Raw genomic sequence first — 17,588 nt, forward strand, 5'->3', positions numbered from 1 at the left:
AAGGAACGAGGAACTGCCCAGATGGATCTCAACTCGACCGTGCGCCTCGGCGCCCTGGAGGTCGCCAACGACCGGCCGCTGACCCTGATCGCCGGGCCGTGCCAGCTCGAATCGCGCGACCATGCCTTCGACATGGCGGGCGCCCTGAAGGAGCTGTCGGAACGGCTGGGGATCGGTCTCGTCTACAAGACCTCCTTCGACAAGGCGAACCGGACGAGCATCGGCGGCAAACGCGGGCTCGGGCTGGAGGCCTCGCTCGCGGTCTTTGCGGACCTGCGCAAGGCGTTCGGTCTGCCCGTGCTGACCGATGTTCACGAGCCCGGCCAGTGCGCGGAGATCGCGGACGCTGTCGACGTGCTCCAGATCCCGGCCTTCCTGTGCCGGCAGACGGACCTGCTCGTCGCCGCCGCGCGGACCGGGCGTGTCGTGAACGTCAAGAAGGGCCAGTTCCTCGCGCCGTGGGACATGCGTAACGTTGTCGCGAAGATTGCCGAGAGCGGCAATCCCAACGTGCTCGCCACCGAGCGCGGCGTCTCCTTCGGCTACAACACGCTCGTCTCCGATATGCGCGCCCTGCCGATCATGGCCGGCCTTGGCTGCCCGGTGGTCTTCGACGCGACCCATTCCGTCCAGCAGCCAGGGGGACGCGGCGGATCGAGCGGCGGCGAGCGCGAATTCGTGCCCGTCCTGGCCCGTGCCGCCGTCGCGGTCGGCGTCGCCGCGGTCTTCGTCGAGACCCATCAGGACCCCGACAACGCGCCCTCCGACGGGCCGAACATGGTGCCCCTGGCGGAGATGGAGGGGCTCGTCCGCACCCTCATGGCCTTCGACGCCCTGGCCAAGGGCTGACGGCGAAAGCACATTTGGTCGCATGCCGCACTTGATCTCGATCAATTGAACCGGGACGTGCATTCCCTCGAATGCATGACGTTCTGATTGCTTCCCGGATCGTTTGAGAGGAGATCCACATGTCATTGCGTGAGAGGGGTGCGCGGTCCTGCCGGGCCGCGCTGGTGTCGACTGTTGCCGCAATCGCGGTTCTTGCCCCCGTGATCGGCGCAAGCGCCGGCGACGGCGGCTTCCAGGGGAAATCGGCCGGCGATTTCATGGTCCGCCTGCGCGGCATCGGGGTTCTGCCGCGCGATTCGGCCGATATCAGCGGCATCGGCGGCAACACGTCGGTGTCCGACGATATCGTGCCGGAGCTCGATTTCACCTATTTCGTGACCGACAATATCGCGTTCGAGCTGATCGCGGCGACAACCCATCACGACGTCCATGCCACGGGCACCTCGCTCGGGCGCGTGGATCTGGGGTCGGTCCGGCTGCTGCCGCCGACGCTCACCGCCCAGTGGCATTTCCTGCCCAAGGAGCGCATCAGCCCCTATGTCGGCGCCGGCATCAACTACACGATCTTCTACGATCAGGATGCGCCCGGCGGCACCGTGACCGATATCGACTACGACAACAGCTTTGGCGCGGCCCTGCAGGTCGGCGTCGACGTCGCGGTGACCGACAAGGTCTATCTCAATGTCGACGTGAAGCACCTGTGGCTGTCGACGGATGTGAAGGTGAACAAGGGGGCCATCAAGGCCGATGTGGACCTCGATCCCTGGATCGTGGGCTTCGGCGTCGGCTATCTGTTCTAGATGCGGATGCGGTGAGGTTGAAACAGACCGCTCATCCCGGCTTTCGCCGGGATGAGCCGGAAGAATTGCCGATTCAACCTCACCGCAATCCGCGCTTGATCGGATGCGGTCAGCCGCGGCCGCGATAGGGCGGCACGCCCTGGTCCGGAAGCCAGACGCCCTCCGGCACGGGGCCGGTCTGCCAGAACACGTCGATCGGGATGCCGCCGCGCGGATACCAGTAGCCGCCGATCCGGAGCCAGTGGGGCTCAAGGAGCGAGACGAGGTCCTTCCCGATGCGGACGGTGCAGTCCTCGTGGAAGGCGCCGTGATTGCGGAAGCTCGCGAGATAGAGCTTGAGCGACTTTGATTCGACAAGCCAGCCGTCCGGCACATAGTCGATCACCAGATGGGCGAAATCGGGCTGGCCCGTCACCGGGCACAGCGAGGTGAATTCCGGACAGGTGAACCGCGCGACATAATGCGTGTCGGCATGGGGGTTCTCCACCCGCTCCAGTTCCGCCTCCTCCGGGGAGGCGGGAAGGGAGGCGGAGTGTCCGAGCTTCGTCAAACTGCCATGATCGTGCGCCATGGCAAGCAGATAGGCCCGTTGCGCCATCGAGGCAAGTCCCGCCCTTTCATCGAGGCCGCAGGGCCGCTATTAGAGAGCCATCACGTGACATCAAGGAGTCTGACGCCGACATGACCGCCATCATCGAGATCAGGGGCCGCGAAATCCTCGACAGCCGCGGGAATCCGACCGTGGAAGTGGACGTTCATCTGGAAGACGGCTCCTTCGGCCGCGCCGCGGTGCCGTCTGGCGCCTCGACGGGAGCGCACGAGGCCGTGGAGCTGCGCGACGGCGACAAGGCGCGCTACAAGGGCAAGGGCGTGCTGAAGGCCGTCGAGGCGGTCAATGGCGAGATCTTCGAGGCCTTGGCGGGGGTCGAGGCGGAGGACCAGGAGCTGATCGACCGTCAGCTCATCGCGCTCGACGGCACGCCGAACAAGGCCCGGCTCGGCGCCAATGCCATTCTGGGCGTGTCGCTCGCCGCCGCCCATGCCGCGGCCGATGCGACCGGCCTGCCGCTCTACCGCTATGTCGGCGGCACCTCCGCGCGCACGCTGCCCGTGCCGATGATGAACATCCTCAATGGCGGCGCCCATGCGGACAATCCCATCGACATCCAGGAATTCATGATCATGCCGGTGGCCGCCGACAGCATGGCGGACGCGGTGCGCATGGGCGCGGAGGTGTTCCACACGCTCAAGCGCGGGCTCGTGGAGGCCGGCCACAACACCAATGTGGGCGACGAGGGCGGCTTCGCCCCCAATCTCGCCTCCACCACCGCCGCGCTCGATTTCATCATGGGCGCCATAGACGAGGCGGGCTACACGCCCGGCGAGGACATTGTGCTCGCGCTCGATTGCGCCTCCACGGAGTTCTTCCGGGACGGCCTCTACAAGCTGGAGGGCGAGGGCCGGGAGCTCGACGCGGAAGGCATGGCGGACTGGCTCGCCGGGCTTGCGGCAGGCTATCCCATCGTCTCCATCGAGGACGGCATGGCCGAGGACGACTGGACCGGCTGGCAGGTGCTCACCGCCGCGATCGGCGACAAGGTCCAGCTCGTCGGCGACGATCTCTTCGTGACGAACCCGGAGCGCCTGCGCGACGGCATCTCCGCCGACGTGGCCAACGCCATCCTCGTGAAGGTCAACCAGATCGGCACGCTGTCGGAAACGCTCGAGGCGGTCGAGACCGCGCACAAGGCGGGCTATCGCGCGGTCATGTCCCACCGCTCCGGCGAGACGGAGGACGCCACCATCGCCGATCTCGCGGTCGCCACCAATTGCGGGCAGATCAAGACCGGCTCGCTGGCCCGCTCCGACCGGCTGGCGAAGTACAACCAGCTCATCCGCATCGAGGAGCAGCTCGACAGCCAGGCCCGCTATGCCGGCCGCGACGTGCTGAAGGGGTAGGGCCGGCGCCACGTCGGCGTCTCTTCGTCATTCCCGCGAAAGCGGGAATCCAGTGCAGCCTCCGATGGATTCCCGCTTTCGCGGGAGTGACCGGGGCGCCGGAACGCTCAAGCGCATCCGTCAACCCGGCCACTCGAAGGGTGCGAGGTAGCGCGCGAAGAGCTCCGCCGTCTTCTCCCAGGTGAAGCCCAGCGCATAGTCACGGCAGGCGGCGCGGTCGCAGGCGAGCGCCCGCCTCACGGCCTCGCCCAGATCCTCGTCGAGCCCGCCGACCCTGCCGTCGACGACGACGTCGCGCGGGCCGGGGACGGGATAGGCGGCGACCGGCACGCCGGAGGCCAGCGCCTCCAGCATGACAAGGCCGAATGTGTCGGTCCGACTCGGGAACACGAAGACATCCGCGCCCGCCATGGTCGCCGCCAGCTCTTCGCCCATGCGATAGCCCGTATAGCGGGCATCCGGATAGCGCGCCTTCAGCCCCTCGAGCGCCGGCCCGTCGCCGACGACATATTTCGTGCCCTCGAACGGCAGGGCGAGGAAGGCGTCGAGCCCCTTTTCCACCGCCACGCGGCCGGCATAGAGCGCGATGGGGCGCTTGCCCTCCAGCGCCATCCGGCGGTCGGGCCTGAAGAGCTCGTGGTCGACCCCGCGGGTCCACACCCGGACATTCCCGAAGCCGTGGTCCTCCAGGACATCCGCCATGGAGCGCGTCGGCACCATGACGGCCCGGCTCGGCCCGTGGAACCAGCGCAGGAAGGCGTAGGCGCCGCGCTCGATGCCGGGCAGGGGGATCCGCGCGGAGAGATACTCGGGAAAGCGCGTGTGATAGCCGGTGGTGAAGGGCAGGCCGCGGCGCAGGCAGACATGGCGCAGCGCGAGACCGATGGAGCCCTCGGTCGCGATGTGGATGGCCTCGGGACGCACCGCCTCGACCGTCCTGGCGATGCCCGCCGCCGTCACGAGGCTCAGGCGGATCTCGCGATAGGTCGGCAGCGGTACGGTGCGCCGCCCCTCGGGCGTGAGGAGGTGGACCTCGTGGCCCGCCCGGCGCAGCATCTCCACGGTGGTGGAGAGCGTGCGGACGACGCCGTTAATCTGCGGGAACCAGGCGTCGGTCGCGATCAGGATGCGCATCGGCCTTGAGGGGCAAACCCTCTCGCGCGGTCGCCCAGTGGATCACCTCCAGCCGGCCGTCGAAATATTCGACGAGTGCGGTGCAGCTCTCCACCCAGTCGCCGTCGTTGCAGTAGTGGATCCCGTCGATCTCGCGCATTTCCGGGGTGTGCACATGGCCGCAGATCACGCCGTCCGCGCCGCGCTGGCGGGCCTCGCGCACCACCGCCTTCTCGAAGCTGGAGATGAACTCCACCGCGCGCTTCACCTTGCGCTTCAGATAGGCCGACAGCGACCAGTAGCGCAGCCCGAACATCCGGCGGATGCGGTTGAAGACCGTGTTGACGGTGATCGCCGCCTCATAGGCCTGGTCGCCGAGCACCGCGAGCCACTTGGCATAGCGCACGACGCCGTCGAACTTGTCGCCATGGAGAACGAGATAGCGCTTGCCGTTGGCCATGACATGCACCGAATCCTCCTGGATGGCGATGCGGCCGAAGCGGAAGTCTATGAAGTCGCGGAAATACTCGTCGTGATTGCCGGGAATGTAGATGACCCGTGTGCCCTTGCGCGCCTTGCGCAGGAGCTTCTGGATGACGTCGTTATGCGTCTGGTGCCAGTACCAGCTCTTCTTCAGGGCCCAGTTGTCGATGACGTCGCCGACGAGATAGAGCGTGTTCGATTCCGTATGGCGCAGGAAGTCGAGCAGAAGCTCGGTTTGCGACCGCCGTGTTCCCAGATGGAAGTCGGAGATCCAGATGGTGCGGTAGCGGAAGGCCTTTGCGGGCTGAATGTTCATCGGCCGGCCCCTTGAGCCTCATCGTCCGTGATGGCGGCCAGCTATGGGCGACTCGCATGAAGGACATATGACGGCATGGCGCGCGCGGCATTGCCTGACGGCGCCGAAGGCGGCATAAACGCCCGGCAATCGGGGGGCGATCGGCAAGGGACCGCTGGAGCATGGACGAGCGCTATCAGAAGAATTTCCCCGTCTCGTGGGAGCAGTTCCATCGCGATTCGCGGGCGCTGGCCTGGCGCCTGACCAATGGCGACCGGCACTTCGAGGCCATTGTGTGCGTGACGCGAGGCGGCCTCGTTCCGGCGGCCATCGTGGCGCGCGAGATGTCCATCCGCGTCATCGAGACGGTGTGTGTCGCCTCCTACGACTACGACAAGCAGGGCGAGCTGAAGGTCCTGAAGGAGGTCGCGCCCCATATCCGCGCGCTCGGCGGGGAGGGCGGCCGCAACGTGCTCATCGTCGACGACCTCGTGGATACGGGCAAGACGGCGCGCGTCGTGCGCGACATGCTGCCGGAGGCCCATTTCGCCACCGTCTACGCCAAGCCCGCCGGCCGTCCCCTGGTCGACACCTTCGTGACGGAGGTGAGCCAGGACACCTGGATCTTCCTGCCCTGGGACATGGGATTGCAGTTCACCCCGCCGATCAGCGGCCATGCGGGCTGACCCCAACACCCTTGCCCTCGACCGCCCGCGCACGGCATAAGGACCGTCAAGGGCCCTTTCGGCTCTAGAGCAACCTGCGTCCAATTGGACGCAAATCGAGTTGCTCTAACTCTTTGATCCAGGCGGGCGTGGCGGAACCGGTAGACGCAACGGACTTAAAATCCGTTTTCCGCAAGGAAGTGAGGGTTCGAGTCCCTCCGCCCGCACCAGGCCGGGGCGCGCATGGCCCGCCCGCTGCTTTCCGATGACAGTCTTGATGCAGACTTATTCTAAATAATATCTATTAAACTCAATAATTTATCTCTTGAATTCGCCGCATCGGCCTGTAGTGTCCGGTGCTGTCACGCGGGCGACACCTTTGTGTCACAATTCGCCCGAGCGTGCCTTGAGCCAGCCAGCGGGCCTTCCGCTCCCGACGCCAGCCAGCGAACCACCGTTGATCCTATCTCCCAAGAAGGAGGCTGCCGTCATGAGCACCCCCGGAGCCTATGCGCGCGCCCTGTTGGGCACCACGGCCCTGTCCGTCGTCCTCGCAACCGGCGGATCCGACCCCATCCTGGCCCAGACCGCCGGCACCGGCGACCGCAGCGCGGCGACCGAGCTCGGCCAGATCGTCATCACGAGCGAGCGGGGCGATGGCGAGGACGATCCCTACCGCACGCCCGGACCCGTCAGCTCCACGAGTGGAACCGCCATCGAGGAGGAGTATGGCGGCAATGTGAACGAGGTGCTGCGTTCCACGCCGGGGACCTATACCCGCAACCAGTCCGACCAGCCGGGCATCGTGGTCAACATCCGCGGCATGCAGGGGCTCGGGCGGGTCAACGCCATGATCGACGGCGTGCCCCAGACCTTCCGCAACCTCTCCGGTCATGCGGGCACCTTCGACGACCTCGTCTATATCGATCCGAACCTCCTTGCCGGCGTGGACGTCACGCGCGGCGTGGTGCCGGGCGCGGCGGGGCTTGGCACGCTCTCCGGCGCGGCGAACTTCCGCACCATCGGTATCGACGATATCCTGCTGCCGGGCCGCAATGTCGGCGCCATGGTGACCGGCAAGCTCGGAACCAACGGCTATGACTGGTCGGGCATGGGCGCTGTCGGCATGCGCTCGGCCATGTTCCAGGACGGCCAGGGCGAGATCTCCGTCATGGGTGCCTATTCGGAGACCAAGCAGTCCAACTACAAGAACGGCGACGGTGTGGAGAACCCGTTCGATTCCGCCGAGCATCCGCGTTCTGGCCTGTTCAAGGTCGCCATCGCGCCGAACGACGAGCACAGCCTGACGCTCGGGGCATGTGGTACGACAACGGCTTCTTCGTCGGCTCGGCGGGTTACGACTGGGGGATCAACACCGCGACCTACACGCTCGACTACGCCTATACGCCGGGCGATCCGCTGTTCGACGCCCATCTGGCCGCCTTCCACACCAGGGCCGATCTCGAATTCGCCGGCGATGGCGGCCTGTTCGTGGGCCGTCATGGCGTCAACAAGACGACGGGCGTCAATGCCGACAACACCTCGCAATTCGATCTCGGCAACGGCCTCGGGCTGCAGCTCTTCTACGGCGCAGCGTTCGTCCAGGACGACTATACGGGCAACGAGCAGCGCGGCGCGAACCCGGACGGCACGATGACGAAGGCGGGCGCGTTCACCCAGGCCCAGCTCGACTGGGGCATGGTCTCGCTGCTTGGCGGGCTGCGCTACGACTACTGGCACGTCAAGGGCGTGACCGGCTACACGCTGCCCGGCGCCGGCGACTGCCCGGCGGGCGGCGACCTGTGTCCGGGCGATTCCGTCTCGCGCGACGGCGACCGCATCAATCCCCGGATCACCGCGGCCGTCCAGCCCCTCGACTGGCTCCAGCTCTACGCGACCTACGCCCACACCTTCCGACCGCCGACCGCGTCGGAACTGTTCTATCCCGGCGGCCACAACTTCAACGGCGCGGGCAATCCGGTGAACAACAATGTCGATCTGAAGCCGGAGATCAGCAAGGGCTGGGACCTCGGGCTGAACGTCGCCTATGACGGCCTGGTGCTGGATGGCGACAGGCTGCGGCTCAAGGTCGGCTACTTCAACAACGACATCGAGAACTACATCGTCTACGGCCAGAACACGGATACGGGCTACATCACCTGGATCAACGCCGACGGCACGACCAATATGAGCGGCGTGGAGATCGAGGGGACCTACGATGCGGGCGTCGCCTATGTGACGCTCTCCTACACGAATGCCGACACGGACCTGCCGCTGTCCTATTTCGCGGGCATCGGCAACGATGTCGGCACGCTGCCCGACGACTTCGCGACCGTCGATGTGGGCACGCGCTGGTTCGGCGAGAGCGTCGTGCTCGGCGGGCGCATGCGCTATACGGGCAAGAGCCGGCAGGTCTTCGTCGACGAGGCGAACTCCATACCGATCGGCAGCTACACGCTGTTCGATCTCTACGGGTCCTGGGACATCAACCGGAACCTCCACCTGTTCTTCAACGTGGAGAACATCACCGACAAGGTCTACACGACCGCCGTCGGGGGCTATGCGGAAGCCTATTATTCCGGCAATGGCCGCGGGCGCACGGTGATCGTGGGCGCGACCGCGAAGTTCTGAAGCCTCGTCCGCCCGGGCCGCACCGGACCGGTCCGCAAGGGGAGGGCGCGGCGGCCGTTCACGCCGCCGCGCCGCGCGGATGCGCCTTCGTGTCGAAGAAGAGCGCCTGGCTGATCACCGCCTTCACCATGTCCGGCTGGAACGGTTTGGTGATGAGGAAGGTCGGCTCCGGGCGCTCGCCCGTGAGCAGGCGCTCGGGATAGGCGGTGATGAAGACGACGGGCACCTCAACGGCGGTCAGGATGTCGTTCACGGCATCGATGCCGGAGGTGCCGTCGGCGAGCTGGATATCGGCGAGGATCAGGCCGGGCTTGCCGGTGCGCGCGGCCCGGACGGCTTCCTCGCGCGAGCGCGCTATGGCACAGACCGTGTGCCCCAGCCCCTCGACCAGAGCCTCCAGGTCCATCGCGATCAGCGGTTCGTCCTCGATGATGAGGATATCGGTCGCGACCTGCTCGGCGATCTCGCGGCCGGCCTCATCGAGGAGCGCCTCGAACGCCTCGGGGCTGCAATCGAGGATCGCGCGGCATTCCTCCGCCGTGAAGCCCTCGACCGCGGTCAGCAGGAATGTTTCGCGCGCCTTCGGCTCCAGACGGGCGAGCGCGAGATCGGCACTGTCGGCCTCGTCGTCCGGGGGCCGGCCTCCCCGTTGCCCTCCTGCGCGCTCCACAGCCGCAGGAACACGCTGTAGAGCGCGGACCGGTCGTCGAGCCCCTCGGGGATGACGGAGGGGTCCGACACGATAGCCTCCAGCGTGGCGGCGACATGGGCATCGCCGCTCGCCTGGCTGCCGCACAGGGCGCGTGCGAACCGCCTCAGATAGGGGATATGCGGGGCAACTCTTTCAGATAGCGACATTGGCGTCTCTCCGGCGATCCGTTGCGCATGGGGACGCGGGCCTCTGGCTCGACGGACAGCCTAGCACGAAAAATGGCAACACAAAGGGAACCAATGGACCGGCGCGACGTTCTCCCGGCATGACAGCCAACGCATGACAGGAACGGGTGAGGTGGACACGGCCGGGCCGCGAACGCGCGGATCGTCGCGTCTGCCGGTCACCTCAAGGACACAAAACGACCGCACCATGAAGAAGGCGACATCACACGGCGACCGGGGACGGTCGAAGCCGAACCCCCTCGATCCCAAGGTGCAGGAACGCATAGGGCGCCAGCTCAGGGCGTATTATGATGATGTCGTCAATCAGCCCATGCCGCAGCATCTCATCGATCTGATCGAGCAAATGGACGGGGCCGAGGACAAGAAATGACCGTTTCGGCCAGCCTGCGAAAGGATCTGCTGGAGCAGATACCGAATCTGCGCGCCTTCGCGCATTCGCTGTGCGGCAATGGCGACGAGGCCGACGATCTGGTGCAGGAGACGCTCATGCGCGCCTGGGCCAATCTCGCGAGCTTCCGGGAAGGCACCAATCTGCGCGCCTGGCTGTTCACGATCCTGCGCAACGCCTTCTATTCCTCGCGCCGGCGCCGCCGGAACGAGACGTCGGACTACGATGGCCAGGCCGCCGACCGGCTCGTGGTGCTGCCCTCGCAGGACCGTCACATGGATCTGGAGGATTTCCGCAAGGCGCTGGCCGGGATTCCCGAAGAGCAGCGCGAGGCCCTCATCCTGATCGGCGCATCGGGCTTTTCCTACGAGGAGGCCGCCGGGATCTGCGGCTGCGCCATCGGTACGGTCAAGAGCCGGGTGAGCCGGGCGCGCCGCCGGCTGGCGGAGCTCCTGTCCATGGAGGAGGGCGGCGATTTCGGCCCATCCTCCGCTGCCGAGACGGTCGGCGAACCGGCCGTCACCGGCGATCTCGCCGTGCATCTGCGCAAATAGCGCGCCGCCAGCGCTCAGTCCGTCGGGTCGCTCTCCGCGGTCAGCTTCTGGTCGGCCTCGGTCATGGGCTGGGTGGTGAAGCCCTTCAGCGTGCCCATCTCCTCGGCGTCGCGCGGGATTTCCACCTCGCTCATCGCATAGGCCGTGGCGAGCTCGGCCAGCGAGCGCAGCGCGTGCATGTGGATGCGCTCATAGCCGTGCGATCCGTCGACGCCGAAGGTGATGAGGGCTGTGCGCACATCCGCGCCCGCTTCCAGCGCCGCGGCGCTGTCGGAGCGGTAATAGCGGAAGATGTCCTTCTGGTAGCGGATGTCGTTGTCCCGGCACAGCCGGGCGAGCTTGCGTGTGAGATGGTAGTCGAACGGCCCGGTCTGGTCGGCCATGCAGATGGTGACGCCGAACTCCTCGCTGTTCTGGCCGGGCGCGGTCGTGCCGTTGTCGATGGAGACGAGGGAGGAGACGTCGTGCGGCAGGACGGAGGATCCGCCGATGCCGACTTCCTCCGAGATCGAGAACAGCCACAACACGTCGACCGGCGGAGTGACCTTCTCCTCCACCATCGCCTTGAGCGCGGCGAACATCACGGCCACGCCGGCCTTGTCGTCGAGATGGCGGGAGACGACGAAACCGTTCTCCATGAATTCCGGGGCCGGATCGATGGCCACCGTGTCGCCCACCGCGACGCCGAGATGCTCCAGATCGCTTGCCGTGCGGGCAAGCGCATCGACCCGCACCTCGACATGCCGCCAGTCCACCGGCTGGGTGTCGATCTCATCGTTGAAGGTGTGTCCGGAGGCCTTCAGCGGCAGGATCGTGCCGCGATAGAAGCCGGCCTCGGAGAACACGGTGCAGCGCGCCCCCTCCGCGAAGCGCGACGACCAGTTTCCGATGGGCACGAGCTCCAGCCGCCCGTTGTCCTTCAGGAGCTTGACCTGCGCGCCGAGCGTGTCGAGATGGGAGATCAGCGCGCGGCCGGGATGTTCGTGCTCGCCCTTGAGGCGCACCCGGATCGCGCCGCGCCGGGTCAGCTCGTATTCGAGGCCGAAGCGGCGCAGCTCCTGGCAGCAATCGCGCACGATCATGTCCGTGTAGCCCGACGGGCTGGGGATCGCGAGCAGCCGGGCAAGCCGGTCGGCTAGGTAGTCCGTGTCGATCGGCAGTCTGATCATCGCGGGCCCTGATCCTCTGGAAGTGAGGCCCGGGCTGCCGTGGGGACCGAGGTCGGGAACAGAAGGTCGATGAACCGCTCGGCGGTCGGCTGCGGTTCGTGGTTGGCAAGCCCCGGGCGTTCGTTCGCCTCGATAAAGACGTATTGGGGCTCGTCCGGCGCGTCAACAATGAGATCGACGCCGACCACGGGAATCTCGATGGTCTGGGCGACCGTCACGGCGACCTCCGACAGGACGGGATGGAGCTCCGCGGTCACGTCGTGGATCGTGCCGCCGGTGTGGAGATTGGCGGTCTTGCGCACCTCCAGCTCGGCCCCGGCGTCCAGGATGTCGCTCATCTCGTGGCCGGCGCGCCGCACGCAGCGTTCCGTCTCCTCGTCCATGGGGATCTGCGACTCTCCGCCGGTGGCGGACGCCCGGCGCCGGCTCTGGCGCGCGATGAGATCGCCGATGGTGGACTGGCCGTCGCCGATAATATGGGCCCGGCGCCTGATGGCGGCGGCGACCACCTCGTCATTGATGACGATGATGCGCAGATCGTCGCCCTTCACATATTGCTCGATGAGCACATTGTCGGAGAGCTGGGCGGCGGCCTCGACGGCGGCCTTCACCTGGTCGAGCTCGGCGAGGTCCACATAGACGCCGCGGCCCTGTTCGCCGCGCGACGGCTTCACCACGACAGGGCCGTTCTCCTCCAGGAACCGGGCCATCGACGCGTCGTCCCCGGCGATCGTCTGCGCGGGCACCGCGACGCCGGCACGCGCCACGAGGCGGCGGGTCACCGACTTGTCGTCGCAGATCGAGACCGCGACGCCGCTCGTCAGCTCGCTCAGCGCCTCCCGGCACACAATGGCCCGCCCGCCGTAGGACAGGCGGAAGAAGCCGCCCTCCGCGTCGATGACCTCGATCTGGATGCCGCGCCGGCGCGCCTCGTCGACGACGATGCGGGCATAGGGGTTGAGCTCGCTGTCGGGCTGGGGGCCGGCGAACAGCGCCTCGTTAAACGGGTTCTTGCGCTTGACCGCGAAGTAGGGGACCCGCACGAAGCCGAGCTTGTCATAGAGCGCGATGGCCTGGCTGTTGTCGTGCATGACCGAGAGGTCGAGATACTGCGACCCGCGCGCCTTGAAATGCTCGGCGAGCCGGCGCACCAGCGCCTCGCCGATCCCCGGGCGCATGGCCTGGGGATCGACCGCCAGGCACCACAGCGAGGAGCCGTGCTCGGGATCGCCGAAGGCGCGCCAGTGGTCGATGCCCATGACGGTGCCGAGGATCTCGCCGGTATCCTCGTCCTCCGCGACGAAATAGGTGATCGCCCGGCTGTCCCTCTTCGACCAGAAGAATTCCGGCGGCACGGGCACCATGGAGCGCTTCAGATAGATGCTGTTGACCTGCTCGGCATCGTCGAGCGAGGACAGCCGTCGTACGAAGAAGCCGCGGGGCTTGCGGCGCGACTGCCGGTAGGTCGACAGATCGAGGCGATAGGTGTCGGAGGGGTCGAGGAACAGCTCCTGGGGCGCCGCCGCGATCACGATATGGGGATCGCGGACATAGAAGGCGATGTCGCGGCGCTCCGGCTCTTCCCGCCGCATCTCCTCGACGAGGGTGTCGGCATCCTCGAAGGTCTGGCCGAACAGCAGCCGGCCCCATCCGCAATCGATTGCGGCCTGCACAGGGGCAGGCTCGTCTTCGCCGTCGTCCATTCCCGAGATGCGGGGCTTCATTCCGTAGTCGCGCAATCGCCGCATGCGGTGGTCGTAGGCGGCGCGTCCGCGTTTCCTGCCGGAAGCTGGAGTGGTCATTGCCGTTCTTGTCCTTCCCGGTGCCTACAGGCCGTGCGACTGGAGCCACATCTCGACGAGCGCGGCCTGCCAGAGCTCCGAACCGCGCAACGGCGTGATATGGGCCCTGGGGTCGTCGAACAGCGCGTCGAGATAGTCCTGCCTGAACAGGCCGCGCTCGCGGGCGCGGCTGGAGGTAAGGGCGTCCCTGGTCATCTCCAGATAGGGGCCCTCGACATATTTGAGGGCCGGGACCGGGAAATAGCCCTTGGGCCTGTCGATCACCTCCGCCGGCACGACCTGGCGCGCCACCGCCTTCAGCACGCCCTTGCCGCCGTCTGCGAGCTTGTGCTCGGGCGGAATGCGGGCGGCCAGCTCGACGAGCTCGTGGTCGAGAAAGGGCACGCGTGCCTCGAGCCCCCAGGCCATGGTCATATTGTCGACCCGCTTCACCGGATCGTCCACCAGCATGATGGTCGAATCGAGCCGCAGCGCCTTGTCCACGGGATCCTCCGCGCCCGGCATGCCCATATGCTCGGAGACGAAGGCGCGGGAGAAGTCCTCGCCGAGATAGCGGTCGCTCACATGGCGGGCGAACTTGTCGTGATCCCGGTCGAAGAAGGCCTCGGCATAGTCGTCGAGTGCGGTGTTGGAGCCTGAGAGCTTCGGATACCAGTGATAGCCGGCGAAGACCTCGTCGGCCCCCTGGCCGCTCTGGACCACCTTGACGTGCTTGGCGACCTCCTTGGAGAGCAGGAAGAAGCCCACATTGTCGTAGGAGACCATGGGCTCCGACATCGCCGCGATGGTTTCCGGCAGGGCGGTGAGGAGCTGGTCCGACGGCACGAAGATCTTGTGGTGATCGGTGCCGAAGCGCTCCGCGATGATATCGGAATACATGAACTCGTCGCCCTTCTCCTCGCCGACCGACTCAAAGCCGATGGAGAAGGTCTGCAGGCCCGTCTGGCCGGCCTCGGCGAGCAGCGCGACGATCAGGCTCGAATCGACACCGCCCGACAGCAGCACGCCCACGGGCACGTCGGCGATCATGCGGCGGTCGACGGCGAGCCGCAGCGCCTCGCCGACCCGGTCGCGCCAGACCTCCGCGGAGGTCTCCAGATCCTCCTTGGTGCGCTCGAACCGGAGGCTCCAGAAAACCTCGTCCTTGGTGCGTCCGTCGGGCTCGACGATCCTCAAGGTGGCGGGCGGCAGCTTGCGGATGCCGGACAGCAGGGTGCGCGGCGCCGGCACGACCGCATGGAACGTCATGTAGTTGTGGAGCGCGCCGAGATCGATCTCGGTATCGACGTCTCCGGCGGCGAGTATGGCGGGCAGGGTGGAGGCGAACCGCAAACGCCTGTCCGTCGCGCTGTAATAGAGCGGCTTGATGCCGAAGCGGTCGCGCGCGAGAACGAGCCGGCCCGTATCGCGCTCGTAGATGGCGAAGGCGAACATGCCGTGGAAACGCTTCGGCGCTTCCGGCCCCCAGGCGTGCCAGGCCTTGAGGATGACCTCGGTGTCGCCGTCGGAGAAGAAGCTGTAACCCTTCGCCTGAAGCTCGGAGCGCAACTCCTTGTAATTATAGATACAGCCATTGAAGGCGATGGTCAGGCCGAGCGCGGCGTCGACCATGGGCTGCTCCGCCTTGTCGCTGAGATCGATGATCTTCAGCCGCCGGTGGCCGAGGCCGACGCGGTTTCTCGTCACCGCGCCGTGGCCGTCCGGTCCGCGCGGCGCGAGGCAGGCGCTCATCGCTGCAAGTGCATCCTGAGAAGCAGGGCTTCCGTCGAAGGTGATCTCTCCGCAGATTCCACACATATGTCCTGGTCAGATGTCGTGATTGATCGGTGCCCGGATGGGCGGCAGACAGTCTCGCTTGCGGACTGTGACGTCCGGTAAACGCATTGGCGGCGCATTGGTTCCGGGGCGGTGCATGGCGGCCCCTTCTAGCAACCGGGGGCCGGTATGGCGAATCCGGTTCGCAAGTGGGGCCTCGCGATCCTAGAGGGCGGGGCTGAGTTCGGGCCGCGGCTGGACACGCCGCGCGCCCATCACGCGGTTGACGATGGCGGTCTGGCGGTCGAGGCAGTCGGACAGCGCGAATCTGTGGCGGACCGTCAGCCGAGCCTTCTCCCGGATGGCATTGTGGGAGGAACGCTTCGTCAGCGCCTCCGCGATCCGCCCGGCGAGCAGCGTCTCGTCCCAGAAGTCGGTGAGGTATCCGTTGACGCCGTCGGCGACGATTTCCTGGACGGGCGGTGTCGCCGACCCGATGACGAGGCATCCGCAGGCCATGGCCTCCAGCACCGACCAGGAGAGCACGAACGGGTAGGTGAGGTAGACATGGGCGGCGGAGACCTGGAACAGCGCGATCAGCGTGTCGTGGTCGACGCGCCCGAGAAACACGATCCGGTCGGGATCGAGCCCGGTTTCCTCCATCATGACCGCGCGCCAGCTTCGCCCGTCCTCGGGGGGAACGCCATAGCTCACCCCGTCGCCGCCGGCCACGACGAACAGCGCGTCGCGATTCGTCTTCGCGAGCCTCGCGGCGGCGCGGATGAACTGCGGGAAGCCGCGATAGGGCTCCAGATCGCGCGCCACATAGGTCACGACGGGATCGCCGGGCTTAAGCACCCGCCCGTCGGGCAGGGAGAGGCGGGCGTCCGGATCCGGCCGGCATCGCGCCACGTCGATGCCCTCATGGCACAGCGCCATGCGCCGGCGCGCCCAGTCGGGATAGCGGCTGCGCTGCCATCGGGTTGGGCTGAGCCCGGCCTCGATGGCGTCCAGCGTGACGAGCTGGCTCACATTGCGCAGGCGGATGCGCTGGCGCTCCTCCAGCGTGACGGGGTCGTCGGGTGCAAACCCCATGTCCCCGCCATCGGCCCGGTAGAAATACTCGCAATAGCCCAGCATGGGCGTGTCGGGCAGCACGTCCTTGGCGAACAGAAGCCCGCCCCAGCCGATATGGCCGACGACGATGTCCGGAGGGCCGTCGCGCCGGCGCAGCGTCTCCAGCGTTTCGGCGACCTTCGTTCCGGTGCGCACATGACGGTCCGGGCCCGCCATGGGACGCGACACTGCCGGCGCGCCGCGCGGCGGGGGCTCGGGCCTGTAGCGGACGACGCCGACGCCCGGCATCTGGACGTCGACCTTTTCGGCGATGAGGGTCACCTGCCACCCGGCGGCTGCCAGATGCGGTGCGAGATGAAGAAACTGCCCGGGTCCGTGTCGATGGACGAAGACAGCCTTCATTTCCGTCCGTTTCGCGACGTTGGCGGGGTCGCGTCGGCCCAGGCGGCATCGCCGTAGCGCAGCGTCGTGGTCCAGACCTCCTCGAGCCTGCGCAGCATGCGGAACGCGGTCTCCATCTCGCCATATTCCATCTCGTCGCGCACCACGAGGCGGTGATACCCGTCATGGATGCCCCGGATCGCGTCGCACAGTTCGTGACCCTTGGGCGCAAGGCGGATGCGCGCCGACCGCCGGTCGCGCGGCGAGGTCTCGCGTTCGATATATCCCGCATCTCCCAGTTGCTTGAGGTTGTAGGAGGCGTTCGAACCGAGATAGTGCCCACGGTCGAGCAACTCGCGGATCGAGAGCTCGTCATGGCCGATCGTGAACAGCATCATGACCTGGGACGGGCTGGCATCGTCGACGCCCAGACGGTTCAGATCTCCGCGCAAAAGGTCGGTGTAGCGCCGGTAGATGCGCTCCAGAACGCGGGCCAGCTCGAGGTGCGTCGCCGCTTCGGTGTCCCTCTCATGATCGCTCGTCGCAAGCGGAGCCGACGCCCCGTTTCCGCGCTCGGCACGGGAAACAGCCGTCCTCTTCCCCTCCTTCACGAGATGTTCTTCCATGGTTCCCCATCCTTCACCAGAATTTGCGTAGAAATTCGAAACAAATTCCCACGAGATTTACATAAAACACATGAGAAAAACCTGCGCGATCCTGGGACGTTTCGATCATTAGATCGACATATTTGGCTCTATAACCTGAATAGT

15 protein-coding genes, 1 tRNA gene and 2 pseudogenes are annotated in these 17,588 nt (G+C 66.6%); 9 read left to right on the plus strand and 9 right to left on the minus strand.

The window, feature by feature from the left end; translation table 11 throughout:
* Positions 1 to 21: 21 nt before the first annotated feature.
* Together kdsA and HW532_RS01350 are read left to right on the plus strand one after the other, a co-directional pair.
* Complete coding sequence (gene kdsA / locus HW532_RS01345; RefSeq protein WP_213162712.1) at positions 22 to 849, plus strand: 3-deoxy-8-phosphooctulonate synthase; 828 nt, start codon at positions 22 to 24, stop codon at positions 847 to 849.
* Between the two features lie 119 nt (positions 850 to 968).
* Positions 969 to 1,649, plus strand: a complete 681-nt coding sequence (locus HW532_RS01350) for an OmpW/AlkL family protein (RefSeq protein WP_213162713.1) — start codon at positions 969 to 971, stop codon at positions 1,647 to 1,649.
* 109 nt (positions 1,650 to 1,758) lie between these two features.
* On the opposite strand, the gene queF is transcribed toward HW532_RS01350, so the two are convergent.
* Positions 1,759 to 2,220 (minus strand): preQ(1) synthase, encoded by a 462-nt coding sequence (queF, locus tag HW532_RS01355; protein WP_213164372.1) that lies wholly within the window; start codon positions 2,218 to 2,220, stop codon positions 1,759 to 1,761.
* A gap of 110 nt (positions 2,221 to 2,330) precedes the next feature.
* On the opposite strand from queF, the gene eno reads away from it, so the two are divergent.
* Positions 2,331 to 3,608, plus strand: a complete 1,278-nt coding sequence (eno, locus tag HW532_RS01360; RefSeq protein ID WP_213162714.1) for a phosphopyruvate hydratase — start codon at positions 2,331 to 2,333, stop codon at positions 3,606 to 3,608.
* 120 nt (positions 3,609 to 3,728) lie between these two features.
* Here eno and HW532_RS01365 read toward each other — a convergent pair whose 3' ends face one another.
* Positions 3,729 to 4,742, minus strand: a complete 1,014-nt coding sequence (locus tag HW532_RS01365; RefSeq protein ID WP_213162715.1) for a glycosyltransferase family 4 protein — start codon at positions 4,740 to 4,742, stop codon at positions 3,729 to 3,731.
* On the minus strand, positions 4,699 to 5,520 hold the full coding sequence (locus tag HW532_RS01370; protein ID WP_213162716.1) for a UDP-2,3-diacylglucosamine diphosphatase: 822 nt from the start codon (positions 5,518 to 5,520) through the stop codon (positions 4,699 to 4,701). Before HW532_RS01370 ends, HW532_RS01365 begins: the two co-directional genes overlap by 44 nt.
* A 161-nt stretch (positions 5,521 to 5,681) precedes the next feature.
* Here HW532_RS01370 and gpt point away from each other — a divergent pair, with 161 nt between their 5' ends.
* From gpt to HW532_RS21985, 4 genes and pseudogenes are all read left to right on the plus strand, one after another.
* Entirely contained in the window at positions 5,682 to 6,185 is a 504-nt protein-coding gene (gene gpt / locus HW532_RS01375; RefSeq protein ID WP_213162717.1) for a xanthine phosphoribosyltransferase, read from the plus strand.
* Between the two features lie 122 nt (positions 6,186 to 6,307).
* Positions 6,308 to 6,394, plus strand: a tRNA-Leu gene (locus tag HW532_RS01380).
* A 260-nt stretch (positions 6,395 to 6,654) separates the two neighbouring features.
* Positions 6,655 to 7,107: pseudogene (locus HW532_RS21980) on the plus strand (TonB-dependent receptor plug domain-containing protein); the annotation flags it as partial.
* Between the two features lie 374 nt (positions 7,108 to 7,481).
* Complete coding sequence (locus tag HW532_RS21985) at positions 7,482 to 8,795, plus strand: TonB-dependent receptor domain-containing protein (RefSeq protein WP_246479431.1); 1,314 nt, start codon at positions 7,482 to 7,484, stop codon at positions 8,793 to 8,795.
* 58 nt (positions 8,796 to 8,853) lie between these two features.
* Here the strand turns inward: HW532_RS21985 and HW532_RS01390 are convergent.
* Positions 8,854 to 9,653, minus strand: a pseudogene (locus HW532_RS01390) (response regulator).
* Positions 9,654 to 9,879: 226 nt separating this feature from the next.
* Between HW532_RS01390 and HW532_RS01395 the strand changes: the two are divergent.
* Positions 9,880 to 10,062, plus strand: a complete 183-nt coding sequence (locus HW532_RS01395; RefSeq protein ID WP_213162718.1) for a NepR family anti-sigma factor — start codon at positions 9,880 to 9,882, stop codon at positions 10,060 to 10,062.
* Positions 10,059 to 10,634: a sigma-70 family RNA polymerase sigma factor gene (locus HW532_RS01400; RefSeq protein WP_213162719.1), complete on the plus strand. Its 576-nt coding sequence runs from the start codon at positions 10,059 to 10,061 to the stop codon at positions 10,632 to 10,634. Before HW532_RS01395 ends, HW532_RS01400 begins: the two co-directional genes overlap by 4 nt.
* A gap of 14 nt (positions 10,635 to 10,648) precedes the next feature.
* Here HW532_RS01400 and HW532_RS01405 read toward each other — a convergent pair whose 3' ends face one another.
* The 5 genes from HW532_RS01405 to HW532_RS01425 form a co-directional block, all read right to left on the minus strand.
* On the minus strand, positions 10,649 to 11,803 hold the full coding sequence (locus HW532_RS01405; RefSeq protein WP_213162720.1) for an osmoprotectant NAGGN system M42 family peptidase: 1,155 nt from the start codon (positions 11,801 to 11,803) through the stop codon (positions 10,649 to 10,651).
* The gene (ngg, locus tag HW532_RS01410; RefSeq protein WP_213162721.1) at positions 11,800 to 13,605 is read right to left on the minus strand and encodes an N-acetylglutaminylglutamine synthetase; all 1,806 of its coding nucleotides are present in this window, start codon (positions 13,603 to 13,605) and stop codon (positions 11,800 to 11,802) included. Before ngg ends, HW532_RS01405 begins: the two co-directional genes overlap by 4 nt.
* A 24-nt stretch (positions 13,606 to 13,629) precedes the next feature.
* Positions 13,630 to 15,402 carry an N-acetylglutaminylglutamine amidotransferase gene (locus HW532_RS01415; protein WP_213162722.1) on the minus strand — a complete coding sequence of 591 codons (1,773 nt, stop codon included), beginning with the start codon at positions 15,400 to 15,402 and terminating at the stop codon, positions 13,630 to 13,632.
* 183 nt (positions 15,403 to 15,585) lie between these two features.
* Positions 15,586 to 16,839, minus strand: coding sequence for a glycosyltransferase family 4 protein (locus HW532_RS01420; RefSeq protein WP_213162723.1), 1,254 nt, complete (start codon positions 16,837 to 16,839; stop codon positions 15,586 to 15,588).
* Positions 16,836 to 17,444, minus strand: coding sequence for a MarR family winged helix-turn-helix transcriptional regulator (locus HW532_RS01425; RefSeq protein WP_213162724.1), 609 nt, complete (start codon positions 17,442 to 17,444; stop codon positions 16,836 to 16,838). Before HW532_RS01425 ends, HW532_RS01420 begins: the two co-directional genes overlap by 4 nt.
* Positions 17,445 to 17,588 lie beyond the last annotated feature (144 nt).

Origin of the sequence: Kaustia mangrovi (assembly GCF_015482775.1) — a bacterium.
In the GTDB taxonomy this organism is placed as follows: domain Bacteria; phylum Pseudomonadota; class Alphaproteobacteria; order Rhizobiales; family Im1; genus Kaustia; species Kaustia mangrovi.